Annotated in this window: 23 protein-coding genes and 1 pseudogene; 20 read left to right on the top strand and 4 right to left on the bottom strand. The window is 40.7% G+C overall.

Annotation, left to right across the window (positions count from 1 at the left end; all coding sequences use genetic code 11):
• The 3 genes from FS458_RS06370 (at position 1) to FS458_RS06380 (ending at position 2,405) form a co-directional block, all read left to right on the top strand.
• Entirely contained in the window at positions 1–537 is a 537-nt protein-coding gene (locus tag FS458_RS06370; RefSeq protein WP_171005400.1) for a Spo0B domain-containing protein, read from the top strand.
• An 18-nt stretch (positions 538–555) separates the two neighbouring features.
• Complete coding sequence (gene obgE / locus FS458_RS06375) at positions 556–1,842, top strand: GTPase ObgE (RefSeq protein ID WP_144698812.1); 1,287 nt, start codon at positions 556–558, stop codon at positions 1,840–1,842.
• Between the two features lie 116 nt (positions 1,843–1,958).
• Entirely contained in the window at positions 1,959–2,405 is a 447-nt protein-coding gene (locus FS458_RS06380) for an ACT domain-containing protein (RefSeq protein WP_144698814.1), read from the top strand.
• Positions 2,406–2,445: 40 nt separating this feature from the next.
• On the opposite strand, the gene FS458_RS06385 is transcribed toward FS458_RS06380, so the two are convergent.
• Positions 2,446–2,973, bottom strand: coding sequence for a transcription repressor NadR (locus tag FS458_RS06385; RefSeq protein WP_144698816.1), 528 nt, complete (start codon positions 2,971–2,973; stop codon positions 2,446–2,448).
• On the bottom strand, positions 2,970–4,121 hold the full coding sequence (locus tag FS458_RS06390) for an IscS subfamily cysteine desulfurase (protein WP_186320469.1): 1,152 nt from the start codon (positions 4,119–4,121) through the stop codon (positions 2,970–2,972). Before FS458_RS06390 ends, FS458_RS06385 begins: the two co-directional genes overlap by 4 nt.
• Before the next feature lie 97 nt (positions 4,122–4,218).
• On the opposite strand from FS458_RS06390, the gene nadB reads away from it, so the two are divergent.
• The 12 genes from nadB (at position 4,219) to yajC (ending at position 15,928) form a co-directional block, all read left to right on the top strand.
• Positions 4,219–5,799 (top strand): L-aspartate oxidase, encoded by a 1,581-nt coding sequence (gene nadB / locus FS458_RS06395; RefSeq protein ID WP_144698820.1) that lies wholly within the window; start codon positions 4,219–4,221, stop codon positions 5,797–5,799.
• Positions 5,753–6,613, top strand: coding sequence for a carboxylating nicotinate-nucleotide diphosphorylase (gene nadC / locus FS458_RS06400; RefSeq protein WP_144703342.1), 861 nt, complete (start codon positions 5,753–5,755; stop codon positions 6,611–6,613). The genes nadB and nadC overlap by 47 nt, the downstream gene beginning before the upstream one ends.
• The gene (nadA, locus tag FS458_RS06405) at positions 6,588–7,685 is read left to right on the top strand and encodes a quinolinate synthase NadA (protein ID WP_144698822.1); all 1,098 of its coding nucleotides are present in this window, start codon (positions 6,588–6,590) and stop codon (positions 7,683–7,685) included. The genes nadC and nadA overlap by 26 nt, the downstream gene beginning before the upstream one ends.
• A 136-nt stretch (positions 7,686–7,821) precedes the next feature.
• Positions 7,822–9,399 (top strand): LysM peptidoglycan-binding domain-containing protein, encoded by a 1,578-nt coding sequence (locus FS458_RS20605; protein WP_186320470.1) that lies wholly within the window; start codon positions 7,822–7,824, stop codon positions 9,397–9,399.
• Positions 9,392–10,372: a phosphotransferase gene (locus FS458_RS06415; protein WP_186320471.1), complete on the top strand. Its 981-nt coding sequence runs from the start codon at positions 9,392–9,394 to the stop codon at positions 10,370–10,372. Before FS458_RS20605 ends, FS458_RS06415 begins: the two co-directional genes overlap by 8 nt.
• A 72-nt stretch (positions 10,373–10,444) precedes the next feature.
• Positions 10,445–11,032: a YhcN/YlaJ family sporulation lipoprotein gene (locus FS458_RS06420; protein ID WP_144698826.1), complete on the top strand. Its 588-nt coding sequence runs from the start codon at positions 10,445–10,447 to the stop codon at positions 11,030–11,032.
• A gap of 253 nt (positions 11,033–11,285) precedes the next feature.
• Positions 11,286–11,879 (top strand): Holliday junction branch migration protein RuvA, encoded by a 594-nt coding sequence (gene ruvA / locus FS458_RS06425; protein WP_144698828.1) that lies wholly within the window; start codon positions 11,286–11,288, stop codon positions 11,877–11,879.
• Between the two features lie 14 nt (positions 11,880–11,893).
• Positions 11,894–12,895: a Holliday junction branch migration DNA helicase RuvB gene (gene ruvB / locus FS458_RS06430; protein WP_144698830.1), complete on the top strand. Its 1,002-nt coding sequence runs from the start codon at positions 11,894–11,896 to the stop codon at positions 12,893–12,895.
• On the top strand, positions 12,892–13,083 hold the full coding sequence (locus FS458_RS06435; protein ID WP_144698832.1) for a DUF2905 domain-containing protein: 192 nt from the start codon (positions 12,892–12,894) through the stop codon (positions 13,081–13,083). Before ruvB ends, FS458_RS06435 begins: the two co-directional genes overlap by 4 nt.
• Positions 13,084–13,428: 345 nt before the next feature.
• Positions 13,429–14,457: a tRNA preQ1(34) S-adenosylmethionine ribosyltransferase-isomerase QueA gene (gene queA / locus FS458_RS06440; protein WP_144698834.1), complete on the top strand. Its 1,029-nt coding sequence runs from the start codon at positions 13,429–13,431 to the stop codon at positions 14,455–14,457.
• A 17-nt stretch (positions 14,458–14,474) separates the two neighbouring features.
• Positions 14,475–15,617, top strand: a complete 1,143-nt coding sequence (gene tgt, locus FS458_RS06445) for a tRNA guanosine(34) transglycosylase Tgt (RefSeq protein ID WP_144698836.1) — start codon at positions 14,475–14,477, stop codon at positions 15,615–15,617.
• 41 nt (positions 15,618–15,658) lie between these two features.
• The gene (gene yajC / locus FS458_RS06450) at positions 15,659–15,928 is read left to right on the top strand and encodes a preprotein translocase subunit YajC (protein WP_144698838.1); all 270 of its coding nucleotides are present in this window, start codon (positions 15,659–15,661) and stop codon (positions 15,926–15,928) included.
• A 24-nt stretch (positions 15,929–15,952) separates the two neighbouring features.
• Here yajC and FS458_RS06455 read toward each other — a convergent pair whose 3' ends face one another.
• Entirely contained in the window at positions 15,953–16,342 is a 390-nt protein-coding gene (locus tag FS458_RS06455) for a TIGR04086 family membrane protein (protein ID WP_225218661.1), read from the bottom strand.
• 196 nt (positions 16,343–16,538) lie between these two features.
• Here FS458_RS06455 and FS458_RS06460 point away from each other — a divergent pair, with 196 nt between their 5' ends.
• Positions 16,539–17,198: a DUF421 domain-containing protein gene (locus FS458_RS06460; protein ID WP_144698840.1), complete on the top strand. Its 660-nt coding sequence runs from the start codon at positions 16,539–16,541 to the stop codon at positions 17,196–17,198.
• 19 nt (positions 17,199–17,217) lie between these two features.
• On the opposite strand, the gene spoVB is transcribed toward FS458_RS06460, so the two are convergent.
• Positions 17,218–18,768, bottom strand: coding sequence for a stage V sporulation protein B (gene spoVB, locus FS458_RS06465; protein WP_186320472.1), 1,551 nt, complete (start codon positions 18,766–18,768; stop codon positions 17,218–17,220).
• Between the two features lie 99 nt (positions 18,769–18,867).
• Here spoVB and FS458_RS06470 point away from each other — a divergent pair, with 99 nt between their 5' ends.
• From FS458_RS06470 to FS458_RS06485, 4 genes and pseudogenes are all read left to right on the top strand, one after another.
• Positions 18,868–19,128, top strand: coding sequence for a post-transcriptional regulator (locus FS458_RS06470; protein WP_144698842.1), 261 nt, complete (start codon positions 18,868–18,870; stop codon positions 19,126–19,128).
• A 176-nt stretch (positions 19,129–19,304) separates the two neighbouring features.
• Positions 19,305–21,519 (top strand): annotated as a pseudogene (gene secDF / locus FS458_RS06475) (protein translocase subunit SecDF).
• Positions 21,520–21,590: 71 nt separating this feature from the next.
• Positions 21,591–23,942, top strand: coding sequence for a single-stranded-DNA-specific exonuclease RecJ (gene recJ / locus FS458_RS06480; protein ID WP_144698844.1), 2,352 nt, complete (start codon positions 21,591–21,593; stop codon positions 23,940–23,942).
• A 20-nt stretch (positions 23,943–23,962) separates the two neighbouring features.
• Entirely contained in the window at positions 23,963–24,475 is a 513-nt protein-coding gene (locus FS458_RS06485; RefSeq protein WP_144698846.1) for an adenine phosphoribosyltransferase, read from the top strand.
• The last annotated feature ends 59 nt before the right edge of the window (positions 24,476–24,534 follow it).

A 24,534-nucleotide genomic window follows, 5' to 3' on the forward strand; every position in this document is an offset into this window, starting at 1 on the left:
ATGTCAAACAAATGGACAACTGTCGATCTTTTGCGCCACGCCAGGCATGACTGGCTAAACCAGCTACAGCTTATTAAAGCAAACCTATCACTTGGCCGCACTGAGCGGGCAAAAGAGATTATGAATGAAGTAATTGAACTATCACGGGAAGAATCAAGAATCTCTAACCTGAAAACCCCGAATTTATCGGAGTACTTATTAACATATAATTGGTTGAAGCATCCGGTGAAATTGTATGGAAAAGTAAATGGTGAAAGCGGGGATTTCAGCTTATTTGAAGAGGAATTGTTACATACGACGAAAGAAGTATGTGATGTGTTGAATAATTCCATTTCGGGTTATGATGAATACTCACTTACTGTTACATTTGATCCTGCAGCTCTTCGAGTTTGTTATACCTTTCAAGGGATGCTAACAGATGAGAAGGATACGTATGAAGTATTGAGAAATATTTTTTCAACACATAAAAGCATGTTACTCATCGAAAGCTATAATCAGGAAAATAAGTGTTATTTTGATATTCAGTTAACTTCCTAATGGAAGGAGGAGAATGAAATGTTTGTCGATCAGGTCAAGATTTATTTAAAAGCAGGCGACGGCGGAAACGGAATGGTTGCATTTCGCCGTGAAAAATACGTTCCAGACGGTGGTCCTGCTGGTGGTGATGGAGGAAAAGGAGCAAACGTAATCTTTGAAGTTGAAGAAGGCTTACGAACGCTTATGGACTTTCGTTACAACCGTCATTTTAAAGCCCCTCGAGGTGAACATGGTATGTCTAAGGGCATGCATGGGAAAAAAGCGAACGATATGATTGTTAAAGTTCCTCCTGGTACTGTCGTTACAGATGCTAATACAGGAGAAACGATTGCTGACCTTGTGCATCATCAGCAGCAAGCGATCATCGCTAAAGGCGGTCGAGGCGGCCGTGGAAACACTCGTTTTGCCACTCCTGCAAATCCGGCTCCGGAAATTGCTGAGAACGGTGAACCAGGTGAAGAACGAGAAGTAACGTTAGAATTGAAAGTCTTAGCTGACGTAGGATTAGTCGGATTTCCGAGTGTAGGGAAATCAACCTTCTTATCGATTGTTTCAGCAGCTAAGCCGAAAATTGCTGAGTACCATTTTACAACGATCACTCCTAACTTAGGTGTTGTTGCGGTTGAAGATGGAAGAAGCTTTGTAATGGCTGATCTTCCAGGTTTGATCGAAGGTGCTCACGAAGGTATCGGACTCGGTCATCAATTCTTAAGACATATCGAAAGAACACGTGTTATTCTACATGTTATCGACATGTCTGGAATGGAAGGACGAGATCCTTATGATGATTTCGTGAAAATTAACGATGAACTTAATCAGTACAACATGCGATTAATGGAACGTCCTCAAATTGTACTTGCTAACAAAATGGACATTCCAGGTGCTGAAGAAAACCTTGAAATTTTCAAAGAAAAAGTGGGAGAAGACGTAAAAGTATTCCCGATTTCTGCGATTTCTCGTCAAGGTATCAGAGAAGTGCTTTTCACTACAGCAGATACTCTTGAAGTAACACCTGAGTTCCCGCTTATTCATGATGATGGTGGAGAACAGCAAAGGGTTCTATATAAGCACGAAAAAGAAGATGCTGGCTTCTACATTACTCGTGACCCTGCAGGTATTTTTGTTATCAATGGTCCGAAGATTGAAAAGCTGTTCAAGATGACAGACTTTTCTCGAGAAGAAGCAACAAAGCGTTTTGCAAGACAAATGCGTACTCTTGGTGTAGACCAAGCTTTACGTGATCGTGGAGCAGAGCATGGCGATGTTGTTCGAATCCTAAAATATGAGTTCGAATTTATCGATTAAAAGAAGGCAGCCTATTCTGTAGGCTGTCTTTGTTTTATACAAATGTCCGTGTGAGATAGACATAGGAAGCCAATCCTATTATAATAAAGGTAAGAAAGTCACCGGAGGAAAGCCAAATGAAAAATGACCAGCAGTATTATATGGTAAGAGAAGATGTATTGTCCGAATCTATGCAAAAAGCATTGGAAGCAAAGTCTCTCTTAGATCGAGGAAAAGTTAAAACAGTCGCAGAGGCCGCAGAAAAAGTTGGCTTGAGCCGAAGTGCATTTTATAAATACCGTGATGGAATCTTTCCGTTTCATACGATGGTAAAAGAAAAAATTATTACACTTTCCATTCACTTAGAAGACAGATCTGGTGCCCTGTCGAGCCTGTTAACAGTCGTTGCTTCCCAAGGATGCAACGTATTAACGATCAATCAGACGATTCCATTGCAGGGACGTGCACATATTACATTGACGATCGAAACAAACATGCTTCAAGGAGATATGAAGGACTTGTTAAGCACATTAAACCGTATGGAAACGGTTGAACGAGTTGAAATAGTAGGAACGGGCGCATAGAAAAATCCCTGGCTGATACAGCTAGGGATTTCTTTTTAGCTTATAATAAAAAACCTTTTTCCTTTAAGGCACCACAAACTTTATCGAGTTTCTCTTCAGAGTCTGATGAGAGAGTGTGCATGTGAATGCCTTCTGTTAATTCACTTAAAAGACTGGCATTCGTTTCTCTTAGGCGTTTGATCAAATCTTCAACATCCTTTCGTGTTGAGAGTTTGAGTGAAGCTTTTATATCTCCATAAACAGGGTGTTCAACGGTCACATCTTCGACTGTAACTCCGTAATCCACGATTGTTATGAGTTCGTTTGTTGTTTCTTCTGGTGGATGATTGGCAGCAATCACGCGCGAGTATTTCTTGTTTGAGTCGTTCTTCAGGTAAATATAGCCTTGAGCTGTTGCCATGATCGGCTCACCGCTTGCTTTTAAAAGTGACATGTCTTGTACGATAACTTGTCTGCTCACATTCGTTCTAGTGGCGAGAATAGAACCACTAAGCGGCTTGTCAGCTTTCATCAGCCATTCTATGAGCTGCGAACGTCTATCATCACCTTTTAATTTCTCGTTACTCATCTTGTTATTACCTCACTAACCGATCTGAATGTATTTGTTATTTCAATAAGTACTTTGCCAAGTAAAGTAATTTCTTCAGAAGTTGTTTGATGACTAGTCGATATTCGGACTAATTCATGAGCTTCACTCTCAGTTCTTCCAAGTGCAAGTAAGGTTTTAGAAGGTGCCTGCTGTCCGTTCTTACATGCTGATCCTGTTGAAACAGCGATTTTTAATCGGTTAAGTTCTTGCATCATGATCTGACCTTCCATCCCTTTTACCCGGATTGGAATGATGAAAGGAGAGCTGTCATCAAAGCCTTCAAAGGCTATGTTCTTATTTGTAAGTATAGACGATATGAGTTGTTTTCGCATGTCAACAGCATGCTGATAGTGTTCATGCTGTAGTTGAAATGCCTCTTCTGCTGCTGTTACAAAAGCTGTTACTGATGGGAGATCAACGGTACCTGCTCGGAATCCCCGTTCATGCGTGACTTCAGCTAGAAGAGGAGCTATGTGAACAGATGGTGAAATGTATACTGCACCGGTTCCTTTTGGTCCGTTTATCTTGTGTGCAGACATTGTAAAAGCATCAATACTCATAGATTGAAAATAACTTTTATTCCATTTTCCGAATGATTGAACACAATCACTATGAAACAGAACACCACGATCCTTTAAAAGTGCACCGATCTCTCTAATATTCTGAACGATTCCCGTTTCACTGTTCACATGCTGAATGGTGACTAGAACGGTATCTGGTCGAATAGAAGACAGCAACGTATTGATTGAGATCTTTCCATTCTTTTGTACGGGAATTCTAGTTATCTCATACCCGCTTTTCTCTAAGAATTTTAGAACATAATCAACAGAAGGGTGTTCGATACTTGATGAGATAATGTGTTTTCCTTTATAGTTTGCTCCATGTGCTAAAGAAGTAATAGCCAGAAAATTACCATCAGATCCTCCGCCAGTAAAATAGATTCCCTCACTTTCTTTACCTAACAAGTCAGCTAAAGAACACCGAGCATGTTCCAATAAATCGCGAGCTGCTAGCCCACCCTCGTGAAGACTCTCTGTATTTTGGAAATAAGTTTGAGAAGTTTGTACGAAAGCGTTAAGCGCTGAATCAGACAATGGTGTAGTTGCTGCATAATCAAGATATATCAAGGTTTCCACCTCAGTTTTAATAAAATAGTTGTATCTAGTTTAAATCTATGTAAATATAGGTGTCAAGACACGTGTAAAGTTGAGGTGTTTTGTGTTTATGAAACATATGGAAGCAGATGTTTTAATTATCGGCGGAGGAATCGCTGGATTGATGGCTGCTGAATATTTAAGTTCGCATAAGAATGTGATAGTTATCACAAAGTTTTCTGCAGAGAAATCAAATTCTTTTTTAGCTCAAGGGGGAATTTCTGCAGCTATAGATAAAGAGGACTCTTGGGCGGAGCATTTTTTAGATACTCTCAAGGCAGGGCACCATCATAATGATCAAGAGGCGGTCAAACAACTTGTGAAAGAAGGAGAAAGTGTCGTTCGTACACTTACTGAATGGGGAGTAAGCTTTGACAGACATGAAAACGGTTCTTTTATGTTGGGTAAAGAAGGCGGACACCATCGAAGCCGTATTGTTCATGCTGGAGGAGATCAAACAGGTAAAAAAGTGATTGAAGCTTTAATTCGACGAGTAAGAAAAAAGGTTAAGATGGTCAGCCATCAATATGCAGTTGATTTGATCATACAAGATCAAAAGTGTGTCGGTGTATATTGTAAGGATGACGAAAATCAAACCACGATTTTTCAAGCTAAAAATACAATATTGGCTGGTGGAGGCTATGCGGGAATCTATGGAACGACCTCAAATGCATATGGATCGGATGGGAGCGTTCTATGCATGGCTTATCGAGCCGGCGTAGAACTTTCGGACTTGGAGTTTGTCCAATTCCATCCAACCCTTTTATCAGGAAGAGTACCTGCAGGATTGATCACCGAAGCTGTTCGTGGTCAGGGTGGAATATTGGTCAATTCGAGTGGTGTTCCTTTTATGAAGGATGTTCATCCGTTAAAAGACCTTGCACCGCGAGATATCGTATCTAAGAGACTTTTTCAAGAGATTCATGTTCACGGTGAGAAAGTTTTCCTGGATATTTCTTTGATTAAGGAATTTAAAAGTAAATTCCCTGGAGTGACGATGCTTTGCGAGAATGCTGGTATCGATTTGAATAAAGGGCTGATACCTGTATCACCTGGTGCGCATTTTACAATGGGTGGAATCGTTACAGATCAAACCGGAAAGACCTCATTGCGAGGGCTGTATGCGATAGGAGAGTGCGCGAATACGGGTGTACATGGTGCAAATCGGTTAGCGAGTAATTCTCTGCTTGAAGGAGCAGTTTTTGCAAAAGAAGCAGCAAAAAGTATTCTTTCATCAGAGGTATCGGATACGCGTCCTGCAATTATAAAAAGAAAGATTTTGAACGACGAGAAATCCATTAAGCGCCGAAATCTTCTGCAAGAAGAAGAGATTCAACGTCTTATGGATAAATATGCGGGCATCGTGAGAAGTGAAAAAGAATTGATAAATGCTGCAGAAATCCTAGACCTCGGATCGTGGAGAACAGAACTGCTCAAAGAACCCCTTTCTGTGATCAAGAGGTTCAATATGCAGACCATCGCATGGTTGACAGTAACAAGTTGCCTGAAGAGAGAAGAAAGCAGAGGAAGTCATTATCGCAATGATTTTCCATCTCAGAACAATGAATGGAACTCAAAAAAAATAATAAGGAGTTTGTGGCATGATGAATCCATTATTGCTGAAAAAACAGCTGCAGGAATTTTTAATTGAAGATATTGGATCAGGAGACTTGTCAGCGTCTCTTTTTGAAGATCACACAGAAGTCACCGCAACGATTATGGCGAAAGAAAATGGAGTAATGGCTGGTGGACAAATTTTATCTATTGGATATGAATTGATTGATAGCAGCATACAAACGAGTATCTTTATCAACGAAGGAGAGAAGTTTGCTGCAGGTACAGTATTAGCTGAGATCACGGGGAGAAGACAGAGTGTTCTATCTGGTGAAAGAGTCATACTCAACCTTCTGCAACGTCTGTCAGGTATAGCGTCGATCACAGCTGAAGCAGTCTCTTGGTGTGAAGGTGATACTCGTATTTGTGATACCAGAAAGACGACACCAGGATTAAGAATGTTTGAAAAGTATGCGGTCCGATGTGGAGGAGGATACAACCACCGGTTTGGACTCTACGATACCGTGATGCTAAAGGATAATCACTTAGCGGGATTTCCTTCTATTCGAGAAGCCGTAGAAACAGCGCGTAAAAAGTGTGGACACACCGTAAAGATAGAAGTAGAAACAGAGACGGAAGAACAAGTGATTGAAGCTGTCTTAGCTGGAGCGGATATTATCATGTTTGATAATTGCAGCCCCCAAGAGATTAAACAAAGACTTACTCATGTACCTTCAAGTATTATAACGGAAGCCTCTGGCGGGATTACACTGGATGAGATTAAGAAGTATAGTGAAACCGGTGTTGATTACATTTCTCTCGGTTACTTAACTCACTCTTATAAAGCACTAGACATTAGCATGAATGTTAAAGGAGTTGTAAAACATGACTTTATTAAAAACGTTTTCTAAAACAAATGTATTACCAGATCGATATAGCACTATGTCAGTTGAAGAAATGGAAGCTAGGGTTCACGAGATTAAAGGCAGTTTAGGAAATCGTTTGTTCCTTCCGGCTCATCATTATCAAAAAGATGAAATCGTTCAATTTGCAGATGTTACAGGGGACTCTCTTCAGCTTGCTAAAATTTCTGCAGAGAATAAAGATGCTGACTTTATCGTATTCTGTGGTGTCCATTTTATGGCTGAAACAGCTGACATGTTGAGCACTGATAATCAAACGGTCATTCTGCCAGATCTGAAAGCAGGCTGCTCGATGGCGGATATGGCGAATATTCATCAGACCGAGAGAGCATGGATTGAACTTCAAAAGCTTTTCGGTGATACGATACTGCCACTTACTTATGTGAACTCAACAGCGGAGATAAAAGCGTTTTGCGGGAAGAATGGAGGGGCTACAGTAACTTCTTCCAACGCTAAAGAGATGGTAAGCTGGGCTTTCGGTCAAAAAGAAAGATTGCTGTTTCTTCCGGATCAGCATTTGGGAAGAAATACTGCATTTGATCTAGGTATAGCACTAGAAGATATGGCGATCTGGGATCCGATCTCAAACCGATTGATCTATGACGGTACGGATATCGAACAAATTAAAGTGATCCTATGGAAAGGACATTGTTCTGTCCATGAAAAGTTTACGGTGGGTCAGATTGCCGACTTTAGAGAAAATCATTCGGAGTTCCAGATTATTGTTCATCCAGAATGTACACATGAGGTTGTAAGAGCTAGTGATCTGAACGGATCTACTCATTTTATTATTGAGACGATCAAACATGCAGAACCAGGAACAAGCTGGGCTGTAGGAACAGAGATGAATCTAGTGAACAGACTGGCTCAACAATTCAATGACAAGAAAATTGTTTCATTAAACCCGAATCTATGCCCATGCCTTACGATGAACCGAATTGATCTGCCACACCTTTTATGGGCGCTTGAAAATATAGTAGACGGAAATGTAGAAAACGTTATTAAAGTAGATGAAGAAACAAAAAAATATGCGATAACAGCATTGAATCGAATGATGTAGTGTTTCTCCCCCTGTCATAACCTTCTTTTATGAGGCATAAATTGATAAAGGAATAATGTCACTTCTAATACGATGTAGCAATATGCCCAAATGTTCATATACTGTAAGGAAATTTGGCAGGAGGGAGTTTTGCAGCGTGAGAATACACATTGTGCAAAAAGGGGACACACTCGACAAGATTGCTGAAAAATATGATGTACCAGTTAATGAATTAAGAAAAGCAAATCCAGGGTTCTCCAAAACAGATGTAATTGAACGGGGGGAAAAGATTAAAATCCCGATCAAGATGCCAGGTATGAAGAAAGAACAGCCTATTGTACCGGTTAAAGAAAAACCGGTTGCACCTGTACAAGAGGCTCCGAAGCCAGCACCAGTTAAGCCAGCACCAAAGAAACCAGCTCCGGTAAAACAAGAAATGAAACCAGCACCAATGAAGCCGGCGCCTTTAAAACCAGTACCAACAAAGATGGAAAAGAAAGATGCTCCGATGAAAAAGGATGCTCCGTCGAAAAAAGATGTTCCTATGAAAAAAGACTCACCAATGAAAAAAGATGTTCCAATGTTAAAAGATCAACCGATGAAAGCACCGATGAAGCAGCCTATGGCACCTATTCATGATAAAGATTTTGCTGGAATGGTGGAGTCCTCAAATCTAGGGCATTATGTTCCGATGGGATACCCAAATCAGCAACCAAACATAGCGAACATGCCGAATGTGGCAAATCAACCAAACATAGCGAACATGCCAAATATGGCAAACCAGCCAAACATGGCAAACCAACCTAATATGCCAAACCAACCAAATGTGGCGAGCAAGCACGGGATATATGCAGGAAAAGATGGCTACGCGCCAAATAAACATCCATTTTTAATGGAAGAATCATCTGGAATGATGCAGAACATGTATGGTTCTATGCCGCCGATGTTTCCTAAACCACAAACCTATTCTCAAATGCCACAGGGTTATGGAATGATGCCGCCACAAGGGTTCAGCGGAATGCCACAACTCTATGGTGGCGGATACCCTCAAGGTGGTCAACAAGGTGGAGGTAGTATGCAGCAGGGAGGTTCTATGCCTTTTGGAGAATACCCTGATTCAGATATGGATCAAATGCCTTCCGGAGAATATACACCTGGCGGTCAACAGATGCAAGATATGCAGATGGGAATGCAACAGCCAGGGTCAATGGGCATGATGCCTATGGGTATGCCACAAGGATTTAGTGGAATGCCACAGATGGGTCAAATGGGAATGGGTATGATGCCTCAAGGAGGCGGAATGCCAGGAATGCCGCAGATGGGTATGATGCCACAAGGCGGGGGAATGCCAGGAATGCCACAGATGGGCATGATGCCGCAAGGCGGGGGAATGCCAGGAATGCCACAGATGGGTATGATGCCACAAGGCGGGGGAATGCCAGGAATGGGTCAGATGGGCATGATGCCGCAAGGTGGTGGAATGCCAGGAATGGGTCAGATGGGTATGATGCCGCAAGGTGCGGGAATGCCAGGAATGCCGCAGATGGGTATGATGCCGCAAGGCGCGGGAATGCCAGGAATGGGCCAGATGGGTATGATGCCTCAGGGCGGTGGAATGCCAGGAATGCCTGGGATGCCTCAACAGATGCAACAAGGTATGCCTAACCCTTATTCACAAGCTCAATCTCGTGAAATAGATGAGAATTTTACGGAAGAAACGGAAGAAGATGAATAGGGACGTAAGGGACGATTTCCAAGGGGATCGTCTTTTTTTAAAAAAGATGAATGAAATGGGTCTTGAAGTGCTTGACTTTGGTTTTTTTCGAGAGAACGTTATCTGGATAAAAACCAAACAAGGAAAATTTGTTTTAAAAGGGTTCAACCGATCCGAAACTTGCAGCAAACAATTAAAGCTCTCTAAACTTTATCATGGGCAAAAGCCGAGGATTATGGGCACTTATACGGCATTTCCGAATCAGAAAAAAACCGTTCAATTCGGAAAATACATTTGGGCAATCATGCCGTTTTATAAAGGAGAAGGTCTTCATTTTGGCAAAAAGGACGATGTAAAAGCTGGAGTTGAGGCAATCAGCCGTTTTCATTCTTTCTCAAAACATATACCGGTACCACTCTATGAACAATTGTCTTCATATTCTTTGTTTAAAAAATGGAGTGACAGATTGGACGCCTTTAAATTTCATGCACGATCTGCAAATTGGAATCATCAGATGCAACCTTTAATTTCTGAAATCATAATGTGGGGAGATTGGAGCTTAAGTCATTTCGATCATGAAGCTGTAAAAACGCTGGAGAAAAAAGCATATAAGAAAAAAGAGATTACACATGGCGATGTTGCTCCACATAATTTTGTGAAGTATAAAAATAGAGACACGTATCTGATTGACTTTGACCTTTTTGCAGCAGTTCCTCAAGCCTTTGATTGGCTGCAGTATGCAAATCGAATCTTACCGTTTTGGCATTGGTCTTACGCTAAAATGGAAGAGGTTGGAAATGAAGATTTCTTAAAATGTTTTACTAAAAAATGGTTTGTTATTTGCTTAGTATTTCCTACAGACCTCTATCGAGAATGGAATAGGGCCCTTAAAACGGGTGACAATGAAATGATTGAAGCTGTAACAAGGTTTACGTTGCGAGATTTTTCTCACAGAAAAAAATTTGTTGAAAAGATAATGAAGAGGATGAGTTAACAGTCATCCTACATTTAACAGATTAATTAGAGCCTTCTTCTGCCAAGCTAATGGTGAAAGGAGGTTTTTCCATTGAACTTATTAGGGAAATCACTTACCGTAACAATCCTAGCAGTAGGTCTTGTAGGCTGTAATGGTGTAAATGAATCACAGGATAAGAATGACAACGATGTTCGACCGATTGGGTACTACTCCAATGAGGGAGATAATCGTGGTGATCTTGACCGCGGTAATGGATTCATAACTGATATGGCTGATCGAGATGTAAATGATCATACTGCAACTTACCATGAAGACTATGATGGTAAACTTGCTGATCGTATTGCGAAAAATGTCAATGACATCCGGGGTGTAGACGATGCTCACGTTATTCTTGAGGATAACAACGTCATTGTAGGAATAGACACGGATAATAAGAAGAGGACGGAACTAACTAACAAAGTTAGAGAGATCACTTCTAAATTGGCACCAAATCGTGATGTGAAAATTGTAGCTGATCGAGATATGGTTAACCGCATTGAGAACGTTGATAACGATCTGCGAGATGGCCGTGCATACACGGAAGTTGAATCAGATGTTCGCGGAATCAGCAACGATATCGTAAATGCCGGCAGTGATCTTGGAAATGCGATAAAACGTCCTTTCGAAAACAACCGCTAGAATAAAAAAGAACTGTCAGAAGTTAAATCAACTTTTGATCAGTTCTTTTTTGTTGTTTATGGAACCTCCTTCTTTTTTAAAAGTATGTTAAAGAGTTTCTTATTTAAATTTCATCTGAAAGTGTACAAAATACGTCCTCAACGGACGTTCACAAAGTAATCAAATTCACTTTTTATAAGGATTTAAGGGAGAGCCTATGATACAATAAGCAATAGAAACATACGCTCGTGTTTAGCGTTAGGGAGAGAAGAATTTGATTGAAAGTATTTCTGGAAATGTAGATTACATAACGGCAGAATATATTGTTATTAACAATAATGGAATCGGATATAAAATTTTATGTCCAAATCCGTTTATTTATAAATTAAACGATCAAAAAACGGTATATACGTATCAATATGTTCGTGAGGATATACTGGCACTTTATGGTTTTAAGAATAGAAAGGAACGCGACTTGTTCTTAAAACTATTGAACGTGTCTGGAATCGGTCCAAAGGGAGCATTAGCGATCGTTGCCTTCGGTCAGCCTGAGCAGGTGGTCAATGCGATCGAACAGGAAGATGAAAAGTTCCTAACGAAATTTCCTGGTGTAGGAAAGAAGACGGCACGTCAGATGATCTTAGATCTGAAAGGTAAGATCTCAATCTTCGCTGATATAGAATTCACGGATGGACTTTTTGCAGATGTTGAACCAGATAGTGATGAACTTGACGAAGCACTTGAAGCTCTTGCTGTCTTAGGTTATGGCAGAAAAGAAATCCAAAAAATTCTTCCGGATCTGAAAAAAGAAAAGATGTCAGCAAACGAATATGTTAAAGCGGCATTAAAGAAGTTAATGAATTCATAAGGACGTGAGGATGTATGGAAGAGAGAATTGTTTCTTCAGAGGAACGTCGAGATGAAGCAAATATCGAGTTAAGCCTGCGCCCTGAACTACTAGACGAGTATATTGGACAAACCTCCGTAAAGGATAATTTGCGGATTTTTATTAAAGCTGCAAAACTTCGTAACGAACCTCTTGATCATGTCCTGTTGTACGGGCCACCTGGTTTAGGTAAGACCACGCTGGCATCGATCATTGCAAACGAGATGGAAGTTAACTTGAGAACAACTAGTGGGCCAGCTATTGAACGGCCTGGTGACCTGGCAGCTATCCTAACATCGTTAGAACCGGGTGATGTGCTGTTCATCGATGAAATTCACCGATTATCTCGTGCCATAGAAGAGATTTTATATTCAGCAATGGAAGACTTTTGTTTAGATATCGTGATCGGAAAAGGAGAGGTTGCAAGATCTGTGAGATTAGACTTGCCTCCTTTCACATTGATCGGCGCGACCACAAGAGCGGGTTCTTTATCAGCTCCTCTCCGAGATCGTTTCGGGGTACTTGCAAGGCTGGAATACTATAAGCCGGATGAGCTAGGTGAGATCGTAAGGCGTACAGGTGATGTCTTTGGTGTAAGAGTAGATGACCTATCTGCTGAAGAAATCGCGAGAAGATCAAGAGGTACACCGAGGATCGCAAACCGTTTGTTACGTCGTGTCAGAGATTTTGTGCAGGTTGAAGGCAAAGATACGATTTCTTTGCCAATCTGTCAGAAAGCTTTAGAGCTTCTGCAAGTAGACCGTTTAGGTTTAGACCATATTGACCATAAATTATTACTAGGGATCATTCACACGTATAAAGGCGGTCCTGTAGGTCTAGAGACTATTTCGGCTACCATAGGTGAAGAATCGATGACGATTGAAGATGTTTATGAGCCGTATCTTCTTCAGATTGGCTTTTTACAGCGTACTCCACGTGGACGGATGGTCACAGAACAGGCCTATCAATACTTTGGACTGGAGGCTTCCGCAGATTGAACAAACTGTTAATCGTTGCAGGAATCGTCCTAATTATTATAGGATTAGTAGGGACGTATATAGGTAAACTTCCTGGGGATATGGTTTGGAAAAAAGGAAACACGACCGTTTATTTTCCAATCATGACATCCATTATCATCAGTGTTGTACTTTCCTTGATCTTCATGATCATAGGTCGATTTAAATAGAAAGTTATGCAACTTTGTTCTTGAAGTGGTTGATTTCACTCCGGGTTGCTCGCTTTCCTCGGGGTGTGCGGTGAGCCTCCTAGCGCTATGCGCTTCTAGGAGTCTCACCTGTCTAGCTACAGTGGCTAGCTCCTCGAGGTCAAAAGTCAATCGGTCATGAAGGCAAACAAACGCCTTCTTAGACCGTTCGCCTTTCACTTGTCGGAGCTGAACGAGCCACTATCGCTTTTTGAACTGTCACACTGATCCCGCAGGAGTCTCGCACCCTGCGTTCCAATCAACTTGTCATGGAGACGAGCAAAGTTTACTTAGAAAAGTGCTATATAGAAAGCAGGAATACATTACATGAACGTAAATGATTTTGATTTCCATCTACCTGAGGAATTAATTGCGCAAACACCGCTTGAGAACCGCACTTCTTCAAGATTGATGGTGTTAGATAGATCACAAGAAACAATTGAACATAAACATTTTTATGATTTGAAAAATTTTTTAAAAGCAGGAGACTGTCTTGTCTTAAATGACACACGTGTTCTTCCGGCAAGACTTTTTGGGCAAAAATCAGATACAGGTGGAAAAGTAGAGGTGCTTCTTTTAAAAGAAGAAGGTAACGACACTTGGGAAACACTTGTTAAGCCAGCAAAAAGAATAAAACCGGGAACGGAAATCTCTTTTGGAGACGGCCGTTTAAAAGCAGTTTGTACAGGTGAGAGTGACCACGGAGGCAGACAGCTTAAGTTTATCTACGATGGAATCTTCTACGAACTGCTCGATGACCTTGGTCAGATGCCACTTCCACCGTACATTAAGGAACAGTTAGAAGAAAAAGACCGTTATCAGACTGTTTATGCTGTACATCAAGGTTCTGCAGCTGCTCCAACCGCGGGGCTGCATTTTACGACAGAATTGATCGAAGAGATTAAATCTATTGGTGTACATGTAACGTTCATTACTCTTCACGTCGGTTTAGGCACGTTTCGACCTGTTAGTGTAGAGAATGTTCTCGAGCATGACATGCATGCAGAATTTTATCAAGTCACAAAAGGAACAGCGGAACTGTTAAATGGGGTTAAAGAAGCTGGAGGAAGAATTATTACCGTTGGAACGACGAGTACACGAACACTTGAAACGGTAGCGAATAAATTTGACGGCAAGTTTGAAGAAGATTCTGGTTGGACAGATATCTTTATCTATCCTGGTTATACGTTCAAAGCGATCGATGGATTGATTACGAATTTCCATCTTCCAAAATCAACATTAATCATGTTGGTGAGTGCATTAGCATCAAAAGATTTCGTTTTAAGAGCATATCATGAAGCCGTCGAAGAAAAGTATCGCTTTTTCAGTTTCGGTGACGCGATGCTTATACTTTAAGGGGGATATATTCTAAGATGAAACCAGCAGTAACATATGAATTAATAAAAACGTGCAAACAATCAGGTGCAAGATTAGGGAAAGTTCATACTCCGCACGGAACATTTGAAACACCTATCTTCATGCCGGTGGGAACATTAGCAACAGTAAAAACGATGAGTCCTGAAGAACTCAAAGAGCTTGGAGCAGAGATCATACTGAGCAATACGTATCACCTATGGTTACGCCCAGGACATGATATCGTAAAAGAAGCTGGTGGTCTTCATAAATTTATGAACTGGGATCGTCCGATTCTTACGGATTCAGGAGGCTTTCAAGTCTTCTCATTAAGTGATCTGAGAGAGATCAAAGAAGAGGGTGTACACTTCAGAAATCATCTGAGTGGTGAAAAGCTTTTCTTAAGCCCTGAAGGTGCAATGGAGATTCAGAACGCGCTAGGTTCTGATATTATGATGGCGTTTGATGAGTGTCCGCCTTATCCTGCAGAATATGATTATATGAAAGCTTCTGTTGAACGAACAAGCCGTTGGGCCGAACGCTGCTTAAAAGGACATGCTAGACCTGAAGATCAAGCCCTTTTTGGTATCGTGCAGGGTGGAGAATACGAGGAGCTTCGAAAACAGAGTGCTCGAGATCTTGTATCGCTTGATTTCCCGGGTTATGCAGTCGGAGGTCTCTCAGTAGGTGAGCCGAAAGATGTGATGAATCGTGTCTTAGATTTTACAACGCCTCACCTTCCAGAGAACAAACCGCGTTATCTGATGGGCGTAGGCTCTCCTGACTCACTTATTGATGGAGCGATCCGTGGAATCGACATGTTTGATTGTGTACTGCCAACGCGTATCGCTAGAAACGGAACGTGTATGACAAGTGAAGGAAGGCTAGTGGTCCGTAACGCGAAGTATGCAAGAGATTTCCGTCCGATCGATGAAAAGTGTGACTGTCATGTTTGCCGAACTTACTCTAGAGCTTATATTCGTCACCTTGTAAAAGCGAACGAAACATTCGGTTTCCGATTAACAAGTTACCATAACCTATATTTTTTGGTAAACTTAATGAAGCAAGTAAGACAAGCGATCATGGAAGATAGACTTCTTGATTTTAGAAATGAATTCTTTGAAATGTATGGGTTCAATAAACCGAACGCGCGTAATTTCTAAAAAATGATAAATATTTGACTTATAGAAAGGGGTGAAATAGTATGGGAAACCTTGGAGGAATATTGCCGATTATCTTGATGTTTGCAATTTTTTATTTTCTGTTGATCCGACCGCAGCAAAAGAGACAAAAAGCGGTTCGTGAGATGCAGTCTAACCTTAAAAAGGGCGACAAAGTTGTAACGATCGGTGGACTACACGGAACACTAGACAGCATCGATGATAACATCGCTGTTATTCGTTCGAACGATGGCGCAAAGTTAACATTCGATCGTAATGCGATCCGTGAAGTTAAAGAAGAAGCAGTACTATAACAAAAAGACCCGTTCATACGGGTCTTATTTATATGTTTGCTTATGACTGCTTAAGTTGACACCCATGATGCCACCGATGATCGCTAATAAAAGAAAAAGAGCATGATACATGTACTGAGAGGAGTTGAACGTACTTTGATAGCCTAAGTATTGCACGAGAAAAACAAAAAAAGAAAACAAGAGACTTGTACCCCCACCTAACAGCCAACCTTTACTCTGACCTTTCTTACCTGAAATCAACCCACCGATAAATAATGATAAAAAAGAAAGACCTACTGTCACCCATTTTAACGACCCTTCAGTTAGCCCTGTAAACCGCAGCAATAGTGAGAGCACTAAACTGCAAAGCATGATCATTAGCAGAACAGCAATCAGACCCCGTCCCATAGAAGAAGCCATGTGTTTAATCCCCATCTTTGATCCTCCTTATCCCTAGAAGCTTTCTATATACTTTATTCAGACAACGAAAAAATTAGAAGTACAAGCAAGTATTTTCCCTTTCGTTTCCATTGGTTTTTATTTGGCAAAACCTGCGTATCATGTTTTTTCATATCTGTGCCACACTAAGAAATGGAATGAACATGTAACGTACTATGGAAGGAGGGGAATCATGGAACTGTATACGATTATTTTCAGGACGCTTTTTATCTATTTTTTAATCATGGTTATCTTTCGAATGATGGGAAAACGCGAGATGGGAAAGTTATCAATTATTGACTTTGTTGTTTCGATCATGATCGCAGAATTAGCTGTAATCTCAATTGAAGATCCTTCGATTCCCATGTTGAATTCCCTCGTGTCCATCTTTGTCTTGTTGAGCATCCAGCTTATATTGGCTCTTGTTTCATTAAAGAGCAGAAGGATGAGAGAGATCGTTGACGGTAAACCTTCATTAATCATTAAAGAAGGACAAGTGGATGAACATGAGATGAAAAAGCAGCGGTACAACTTTGATGATCTTTTAACTCAATTACGTGAGAACAATATTAGAAGTTTGAACGAAGTTGAATTTGGAATATTAGAAACAACGGGCAAACTATCAATAATTAAAAAAGATGAGAAATCTGAAAATACACCGATCCAAATGATCATGCCTCTAATTTTGGACGGAAAGATCTTAGAAGATAATCTTGAAAAGATGGATAAGACGTCTTTTTGGTTAAGACAAGAGTTAAAGAAGGTTGGATTTAAAGAGATAAAGAACATTTCGTTCTGTACACTGAATGAAGATGGGACATTATATGTTGACGAACTGAACAGCAAAAAATAAAACAGCCAAACTGGCTGTTTTAGATCCATCTTTTAATGAAAGGTATGTGTTTAAGATCTTCTTTACCTAAAAGTTTAAAGAAGACGAGAACAAACAAATAGATACCGCATGTTGCCGTTACGCATATTGTTAGACCTTGTACCGGGGAAAATTGCGGCATCATGTACTGATACAGATAAACCGCTGCTCCTCCTGTTATAAAAATCGAAAGCAGGCATAAGACAAAATCTTTTACCACGATCGTATAACTGATCGCTTTGATGACTGTAGCAAAATGAAGCAGAGTAACGACGACGATACTGATCACGATTCCAAGTGCTGCTCCCATAATCCCAAACTCGGGTCGGGTAGCTAGAGCAAAAATCGCTGTTAACTTTACAAGAGCACCAATGAGACTGTTGATCATGGCAGAACGAGCCAGATTCAAAGCCTGAAGTACGGCTTGTAACGGACCTTGAAAATAAAGGAAAAAGAAAAAAGGTGTCATGATTTTTACATAGGACGCGGAAGCCGGTGAATCATACATCAAGTCCATGATCGGTACCGCGTATACATACATAATCACAGCCGCAATACCGCCAGATAACATGGAGAGCCTGAGTGCTTGATTCAGACGATGTTCAATTAAGTGGTATTTTTTTTGTGCGTTCGCTTCACTGATAGCAGGTACTAAAGAGATCGAAAGAGAATACGTAATGAACGTTGGCAGAAACAATAGTGGGATAACATAACCTGCAAGTTCTCCGTATTGCGCAGTAGCTACAGCCGTAGTGATTCCAGCGATCGCTAAACTATTAGCCACTACAATTGGTTCAAAAAAGTAGGAAACAGAACCGATCAATTGACTCCCCGTTGTTGGGAGAGCGATATTAAGGAGGTCTTTCATCGTTTCATGACCTTGCTTCAACTGCTTAAAAAATCCTTTTCGGATGCGCATCTTCTTTTTCACTTTAAACATGGAAAACATATAAAGAAGTGATGCGAGCTCACCGATAATAACAGAGATCATCGCGCCAGCTGCCGCATATTCTACGCCGTATGGAAGAAATAGACCTGTTAATAATGCCACGAGAGCAATTCGGACCACCTGTTCGATGACCTGTGAATAAGCAGAAGGTCTCATGTTCTGCAGACCTTGAAAATACCCTCTTAAAACCGAGGAAACAGCAATGACAGGTACTACAGGTGCGATAGCGAGCAATGGCCATATCGTACGATGATCGGTAAAGAAGTATTCCGCTAATAACGGAGCAGCGATAAACAATGCGATCGTGATCACAATGCTCAAAATTCCTGTGATGGCCAAAGATACGATCAAAATTTTTCTTACTTTCGAACGATCTCCTGTCGCATCAGCTTCTGCTACTAGTTTTGATATGGCGATCGGCAGACCTAGCCTTGTTAACGTTACGGCTAATAAGAACGTAGGCACTGCCATCATATAGAGGCCGACACCTTCGTGACCCATGACACGAGCCATGACGATTCGATTAACGAAGCCGAGAATTTTGGTTACTAGACCTGCTAATATAAGCAGAATTGTTCCTTGCACGAGTGTTTGTTTTGTCATCTTAACCTGTCCCTTCTTGGACAATCTTATATATCACTATATGCAAGTAGAGTGAACCGTCATGACAGCTTGTTTTATCTCAAAAGGAGAGAATGTAGAATGGAGAATACACATTTTTCGGAATGGAAGAACGAAGTCAAACCAGCGGTACAAAGTAAAAAAGAAGAATTTCATTATTTGGGGTATGAAAGTGTAACTGAAGAGGAGATATGGGAATGTGTTCAATCTAAATTAAAGAAAAAGAAAGTTGAGCCTCGTCTCTACGCGTTGGTTGACACAATTTTAGCTCTTTCATTAAATGATTTTATGACGTGGCTAACGATACGCTCATATAAAGATGAGGGGCTGACTCAAGAGTAGAACTTACTTTTGGGCAGCCTTGTTCTTTTGTTAAGCTATATTTATTATGTTTTATTTATGAACATTCACAGGACAAATTGACAGAAAAAAACAACAATCGCTATAATGGGAAGGGTTAGTATTCGTACTTATACATAGTGTTGTTTTTTGATACAGCATGAAGGAGGTTTCTTGAAGTGGTAAAAAGGAGTAAGATCGTCATCTTTTTTGTTGTGCTCATCATGTTCGCAGCACTAATCGGGCTTACAACAGAAAAGATCGTAAAAGGTACAAAGCTTGGGCTAGATCTCCAAGGTGGTTTTGAAGTACTTTACGATGTTGAACCTGTGAAAAAAGATCAAAAAATTACACAGGAAACATTAAAGAGTACGGTTGAAGCATTGAACAGCCGTATCAACGTGTTAGGTGTCTCAGAGCCTGAGATTCAGATCGAGGGAGACAACAGAATTCGAGTTCAGCTTGCTGGTGTAACCGATCAGAACAAAGCACGTGAACTATTATCTACACAAGCAGAGTTAACATTCCGAGATGTGGATGATAAGGTGCTTTTAGATGGATCGGATTTAGTAGGTAATGGCGCAAAACAAACGTTTGAATCTCAAAATAATAAGCCAATCGTTTCCCTTAAGCTAAAAGATGCTAATAAGTTTGCTAAAATTACAGAAGAAGTTCTCAAGCGTCAGCCACAAGGAGAGAATTTATTAGTTATCTGGCTGGATTATGAAAAAGGTGATTCCTTTAAGGAAGAACAGAAGAAGGAACTCGCTGGTAAACAGCCAAAATATATTTCTGCTCCTTATGTAAGAGAAGTACTTACAGATGACGTAGTAACCATCACAGGGCAATTTTCTGTTGAAGAAGCACAGAGTTTAGCAAAAATCTTAAACGCCGGTGCTCTTCCAGTTAAACTTGATGAAGTATATTCGACATCAGTTGGAGCAAAGTTCGGAGAGAAAGCATTAAATGAAACGGTATTTGCTGGCTTTATCGGAATTGCAGTAATCTTTTTATTCATGCTCATCTTCTATCGTGTGCCTGGAATCATTGCTGTTATCACGCTATCCATCTATATATGGTTGATCTTAGCTATTTTCTATCTGATGAACGGAGTTCTAACGCTTCCGGGTATCGCAGCTCTTATTCTTGGCGTGGGTATGGCGGTTGACGCTAACATCATCACGTATGAACGGATCAAAGAGGAACTTAGAAGCGGGAAATCTGTGTTAAGTGCGTTTAAAGCAGGAAATCGTCGTTCATTCACTACGATTTTTGATGCAAACATTACGACGATCCTTGCAGCAGCTGTATTGTTCGCATATGGAACAAGCTCAGTAAAAGGGTTCGCGTTAGTTTTAATAATTTCAGTTCTGGCAAGTTTCATCACAGCCGTTTTTGGAACAAGACTTTTCCTAGGTTTATGGGTACAGTCACGTGTTATGGATAAGAAGCCAGGCTTGTTTGGTGTAAAGGAGAGTGACATCCGTGAGCTTTAATTACGACTTTGTAAAAAACAGAAACCTTTACTTCATCATCTCGACTCTCCTTACAGTTATTGGAATCGTATTCTTGCTTACAGCTGGATTGAAGCTTGGTATTGATTTTGATGCAGGGTCACGAGTGAATATTCAAGCGAACGAGACACTTACCAATGAAAGTGTAGAAGAGGAGTTCAAGTCACTTGGGCTTGAACCTGAAGCGGTCGTTCTTGCTGGAAAAAATGATCAAGCAAATGTTTCCTTTAAAGGGGCTTTGTCAAAAGACGAAGTAGCGAAGGTAAACACTCATTTTGAAGAGAAATACGGTGAAACGCCGAGTATCAGTACGGTTACGCCAACGGTTGGCCGTGAGCTTGCACAAAATGCTTTTTATGCCGTACTTATTGCATCTGTAGGTATCATCATCTATGTAGCGTTCCGTTTTGAATGGAGCATGGCTGTTGCCTCAGTTGTAGCTTTATTGCATGATGCTTTTATGATCATTGCCGTATTCAGCATTTTAAGGATAGAAGTAGACCTTCCATTCATTGCAGCGGTTCTAACGATTGTAGGTTATTCCATCAATGACACGATTGTTACGTTCGACAGAATCCGGGAGAACATGAAACTTGAAAAAGTAAGAACACAAGAAAAACTGGCTGAAATCGTAAACAGAAGTATTCATGAAACGTTGGGTCGCTCGATCAATACCGTTCTAACGGTTATTATCGCAGCAGTTGCACTATTGATCTTTGGAGCTGACTCAATCAGAAACTTCTCGATCGCCTTGTTGATCGGTCTAACATTTGGTGCGTATTCTTCCATCTTTATCGCTTCTCAGTTGTGGTACGTTATGAAATCACGACAGATGAAATCGAAAAAAACACGTCCAGTTGAAGCAGAGCCAGAAATTTAAAGTAAATGTCATTCATAAATTGTCACCTCTTATCCTGTTTTGTATAATGAATAGGTTAAGAGGTGATTTTTATGTTGGAGCCTAGAACACGGTGGGAGATTCAAGAACCATCTGAAGAAAAGGCAAAATGGTTGTCACAAGAATTAGATATCCCTCTATTGATCGCGAATCTATTGGTTGTCAGAGGAATTGAAACGATTGAGAAAGCAGAAGCATTTTTAAATATAGATACAGATCAATTTCACGATCCATTCTTGATGGATGGGATGACAGAGAGCGTTGAGCGGATACATAGAGCTGTAGAATCGAATGAGAAGATTTTAATTTTTGGCGATTATGACGCAGATGGTGTAAGCAGTACAACGGTAATGTACTATGCACTTAAAGAACTCGGCGCACAGTTTGACTATTATATTCCGAACCGCTTTACAGAAGGCTATGGTCCGAATGAGCCTGCACTAAGAAAAGCCAAAGATGATGGTTACTCACTCGTGGTAACCGTTGATACAGGAATCTCAGCTGTACATGAAGCTAATATCGCAAAAGAGATCGGGCTAGACTTCATTATCACGGACCACCATGAGGCACCTCCTGTATTGCCAGATGCTTATAGCATTATCAATCCTAAAAAACCTGGCTGTACATATCCTTTCTCTGGACTCGCAGGTGTAGGTGTAGCATTTAAAGTAGCACATGCCCTTCATGGAAAGGCACCTCTACATTTGCTTGATTATGCATGCATCGGGACAATAGCGGACCTAGTACCGCTTGTTGATGAAAATAGAGTGATTGCGAAACTCGGTATAGAAGCACTCTCGAAAACGGATAAGATCGGATTGCAAGAACTGCTAAAAGTAGCGGGACTTTATGAAAAAGAGCTGACTGCTGAAGATGTAGGATTCGCGATCGGACCGCGAGTGAATGCAGCAGGAAGACTTGGTTCAGCGATGCCAGTGGTGGATCTGTTTACTTCAACTGACCGAGACGAATCAGCCATGTTGTCACAAGAGATCGATTCTGTAAACAAAGAACGTCAAGGAATCGTAAACGAGATCACAAAAGAAGCGATCGCGATGGTCGAAGAAAGTTTTCCTCCTGATGAGAATGAAGTGTTAGTCCTCGCCAAAGAGGGCTGGAATCCAGGGGTTATCGGTATCGTTGCTTCACGACTGGTTGAGAAATTTTATCGCCCTACGATCGTTCTATGTTTGGATCCTGAAAAGGAAACGGCAAAAGGGTCCGCGCGAAGCATCAAAGGATTTGACATGTTTGAGAACCTTTCAGGATCTAGGGACATTCTTCCTCATTTCGGTGGACATCCGATGGCAGCAGGAATGACACTTTCCATGCATGATGTTGATGAATTAAGAAGTAGGCTTATCCGGCAAGCTAAGGAATGTTTAAAACCAGAAGATTATCTGCCGGTTACAACGATCGATCTTACAGCTAGATTAAATGAGATATCACTAGAAACGGTTGAGCTGTTAAGTACGTTATCTCCTTTTGGTGTTGGCAACCCATCGCCTCGTGTAATGGTTGAAGAAGTTCCGATCCGCGAGATGAAAAAGATAGGAAGTCAGTCCAATCACCTCAAGTTACAGGTAGGAAATGGTGAGCTATCAGTTCTCGATTGCATTGGTTTTCAAAAAGGTAGTTTGTTAGAAGAGATGACTCCTTATTCGTTAGTTTCGATCGTTGGACAGATCCAACTGAACGAATGGAACGGCTATAGAAAGCCTCAGCTTCTTCTTGAAGATCTTTCTGTCAATCATTTTCAACTGTTTGATTATAGAGGTCTTAAAGATGCTGCAAAAAGATTAATTGGTCTGCCGCACTCTAAAACATGTTTTATCGCGTTTGAAGAAGAAACAGTAACGCATAAAGATTTTGTTGCGCTATCTGATCAAGTGATCGGTGAAGATGAGTTATTGACTCTACCCGAGGATTATTTTAAAGAAAAGAATTTAGTCTTCTTAGATGTTCCTCCTTCTCTCACGCGCTTTTCAGAATGGCTGGAAACCATCGGTGAACCTTCAAGGATCTATGCGGTGTTTCATCAGAGTACAGAACACTTTTTCACGACGTTACCAACGAGAGAGCATTTCAAATGGTTCTATGGATTTCTTGCAAAAAGAAAAACCTTTAACGTGAAGAGGGATGGTGCAGAACTGGCGAAATGGAAAGGCTGGTCGAAAGAAACAATAGATTTCATGTCAAAGGTGTTTTTTGAGCTGGATTTTGTTACAATAGACGATGGTGTTATTTTCATTAATAAAGAACCTAGCAAACGAGAATTAGAAAGCTCTGAAACCTATCAGAAAAAGTTTGAACAAGCAGACATTGAAAATCAGCTCGTTTACTCTTCTTATCATTCTTTAAAAAGCTGGTTTACAGAACAAACACGGCCAAAAGCCAGTTTGTAATTTTCAGGAGGCAAAGATTCATGGATTATAAGCCGTTTATTTCAGTAGTAGAGAATTTCCCAATCGAAGGCATTCGTTTTAAAGATATTACTTCACTTATGTCTGATGGTGCAGTATATAAACAAGCAATGGATGACATTGCTGTATACGCAAAAGAAAAACAGGTGGATGTGATCGTTGGACCTGAAGCACGTGGATTTATCGTAGGTTGCCCTGTCGCTTACACATTAGGATTAGGATTCGTCCCAGTCCGAAAAGAAGGTAAACTTCCTCGTGAAGTGATCAAAGTTGATTACGGACTTGAGTATGGTAAAGATGTGCTAACGATGCATAAAGACGCGATCAAACCAGGACAAAGAGTCTTGATCACTGACGACTTACTAGCAACAGGCGGAACGATCGAAGCAACGATCAAGCTAGTAGAAGAGCTAGGCGGAGTAGTTGCAGGAATCGCATTCATGATCGAACTTACTTACTTAGATGGCCGTAAGAAACTTTCAGGTTATGATATCTTCACTTTAACTCAATACTAAAAAATATAAGAGTTCCTTTTAAAGGGGCTCTTTTTTTACTATTCCTTCAAATATTGTTC

It is taken from the genome of Fictibacillus phosphorivorans (genome assembly GCF_007673525.1).
GTDB lineage: Bacteria > Bacillota > Bacilli > Bacillales > Fictibacillaceae > Fictibacillus > Fictibacillus phosphorivorans_C.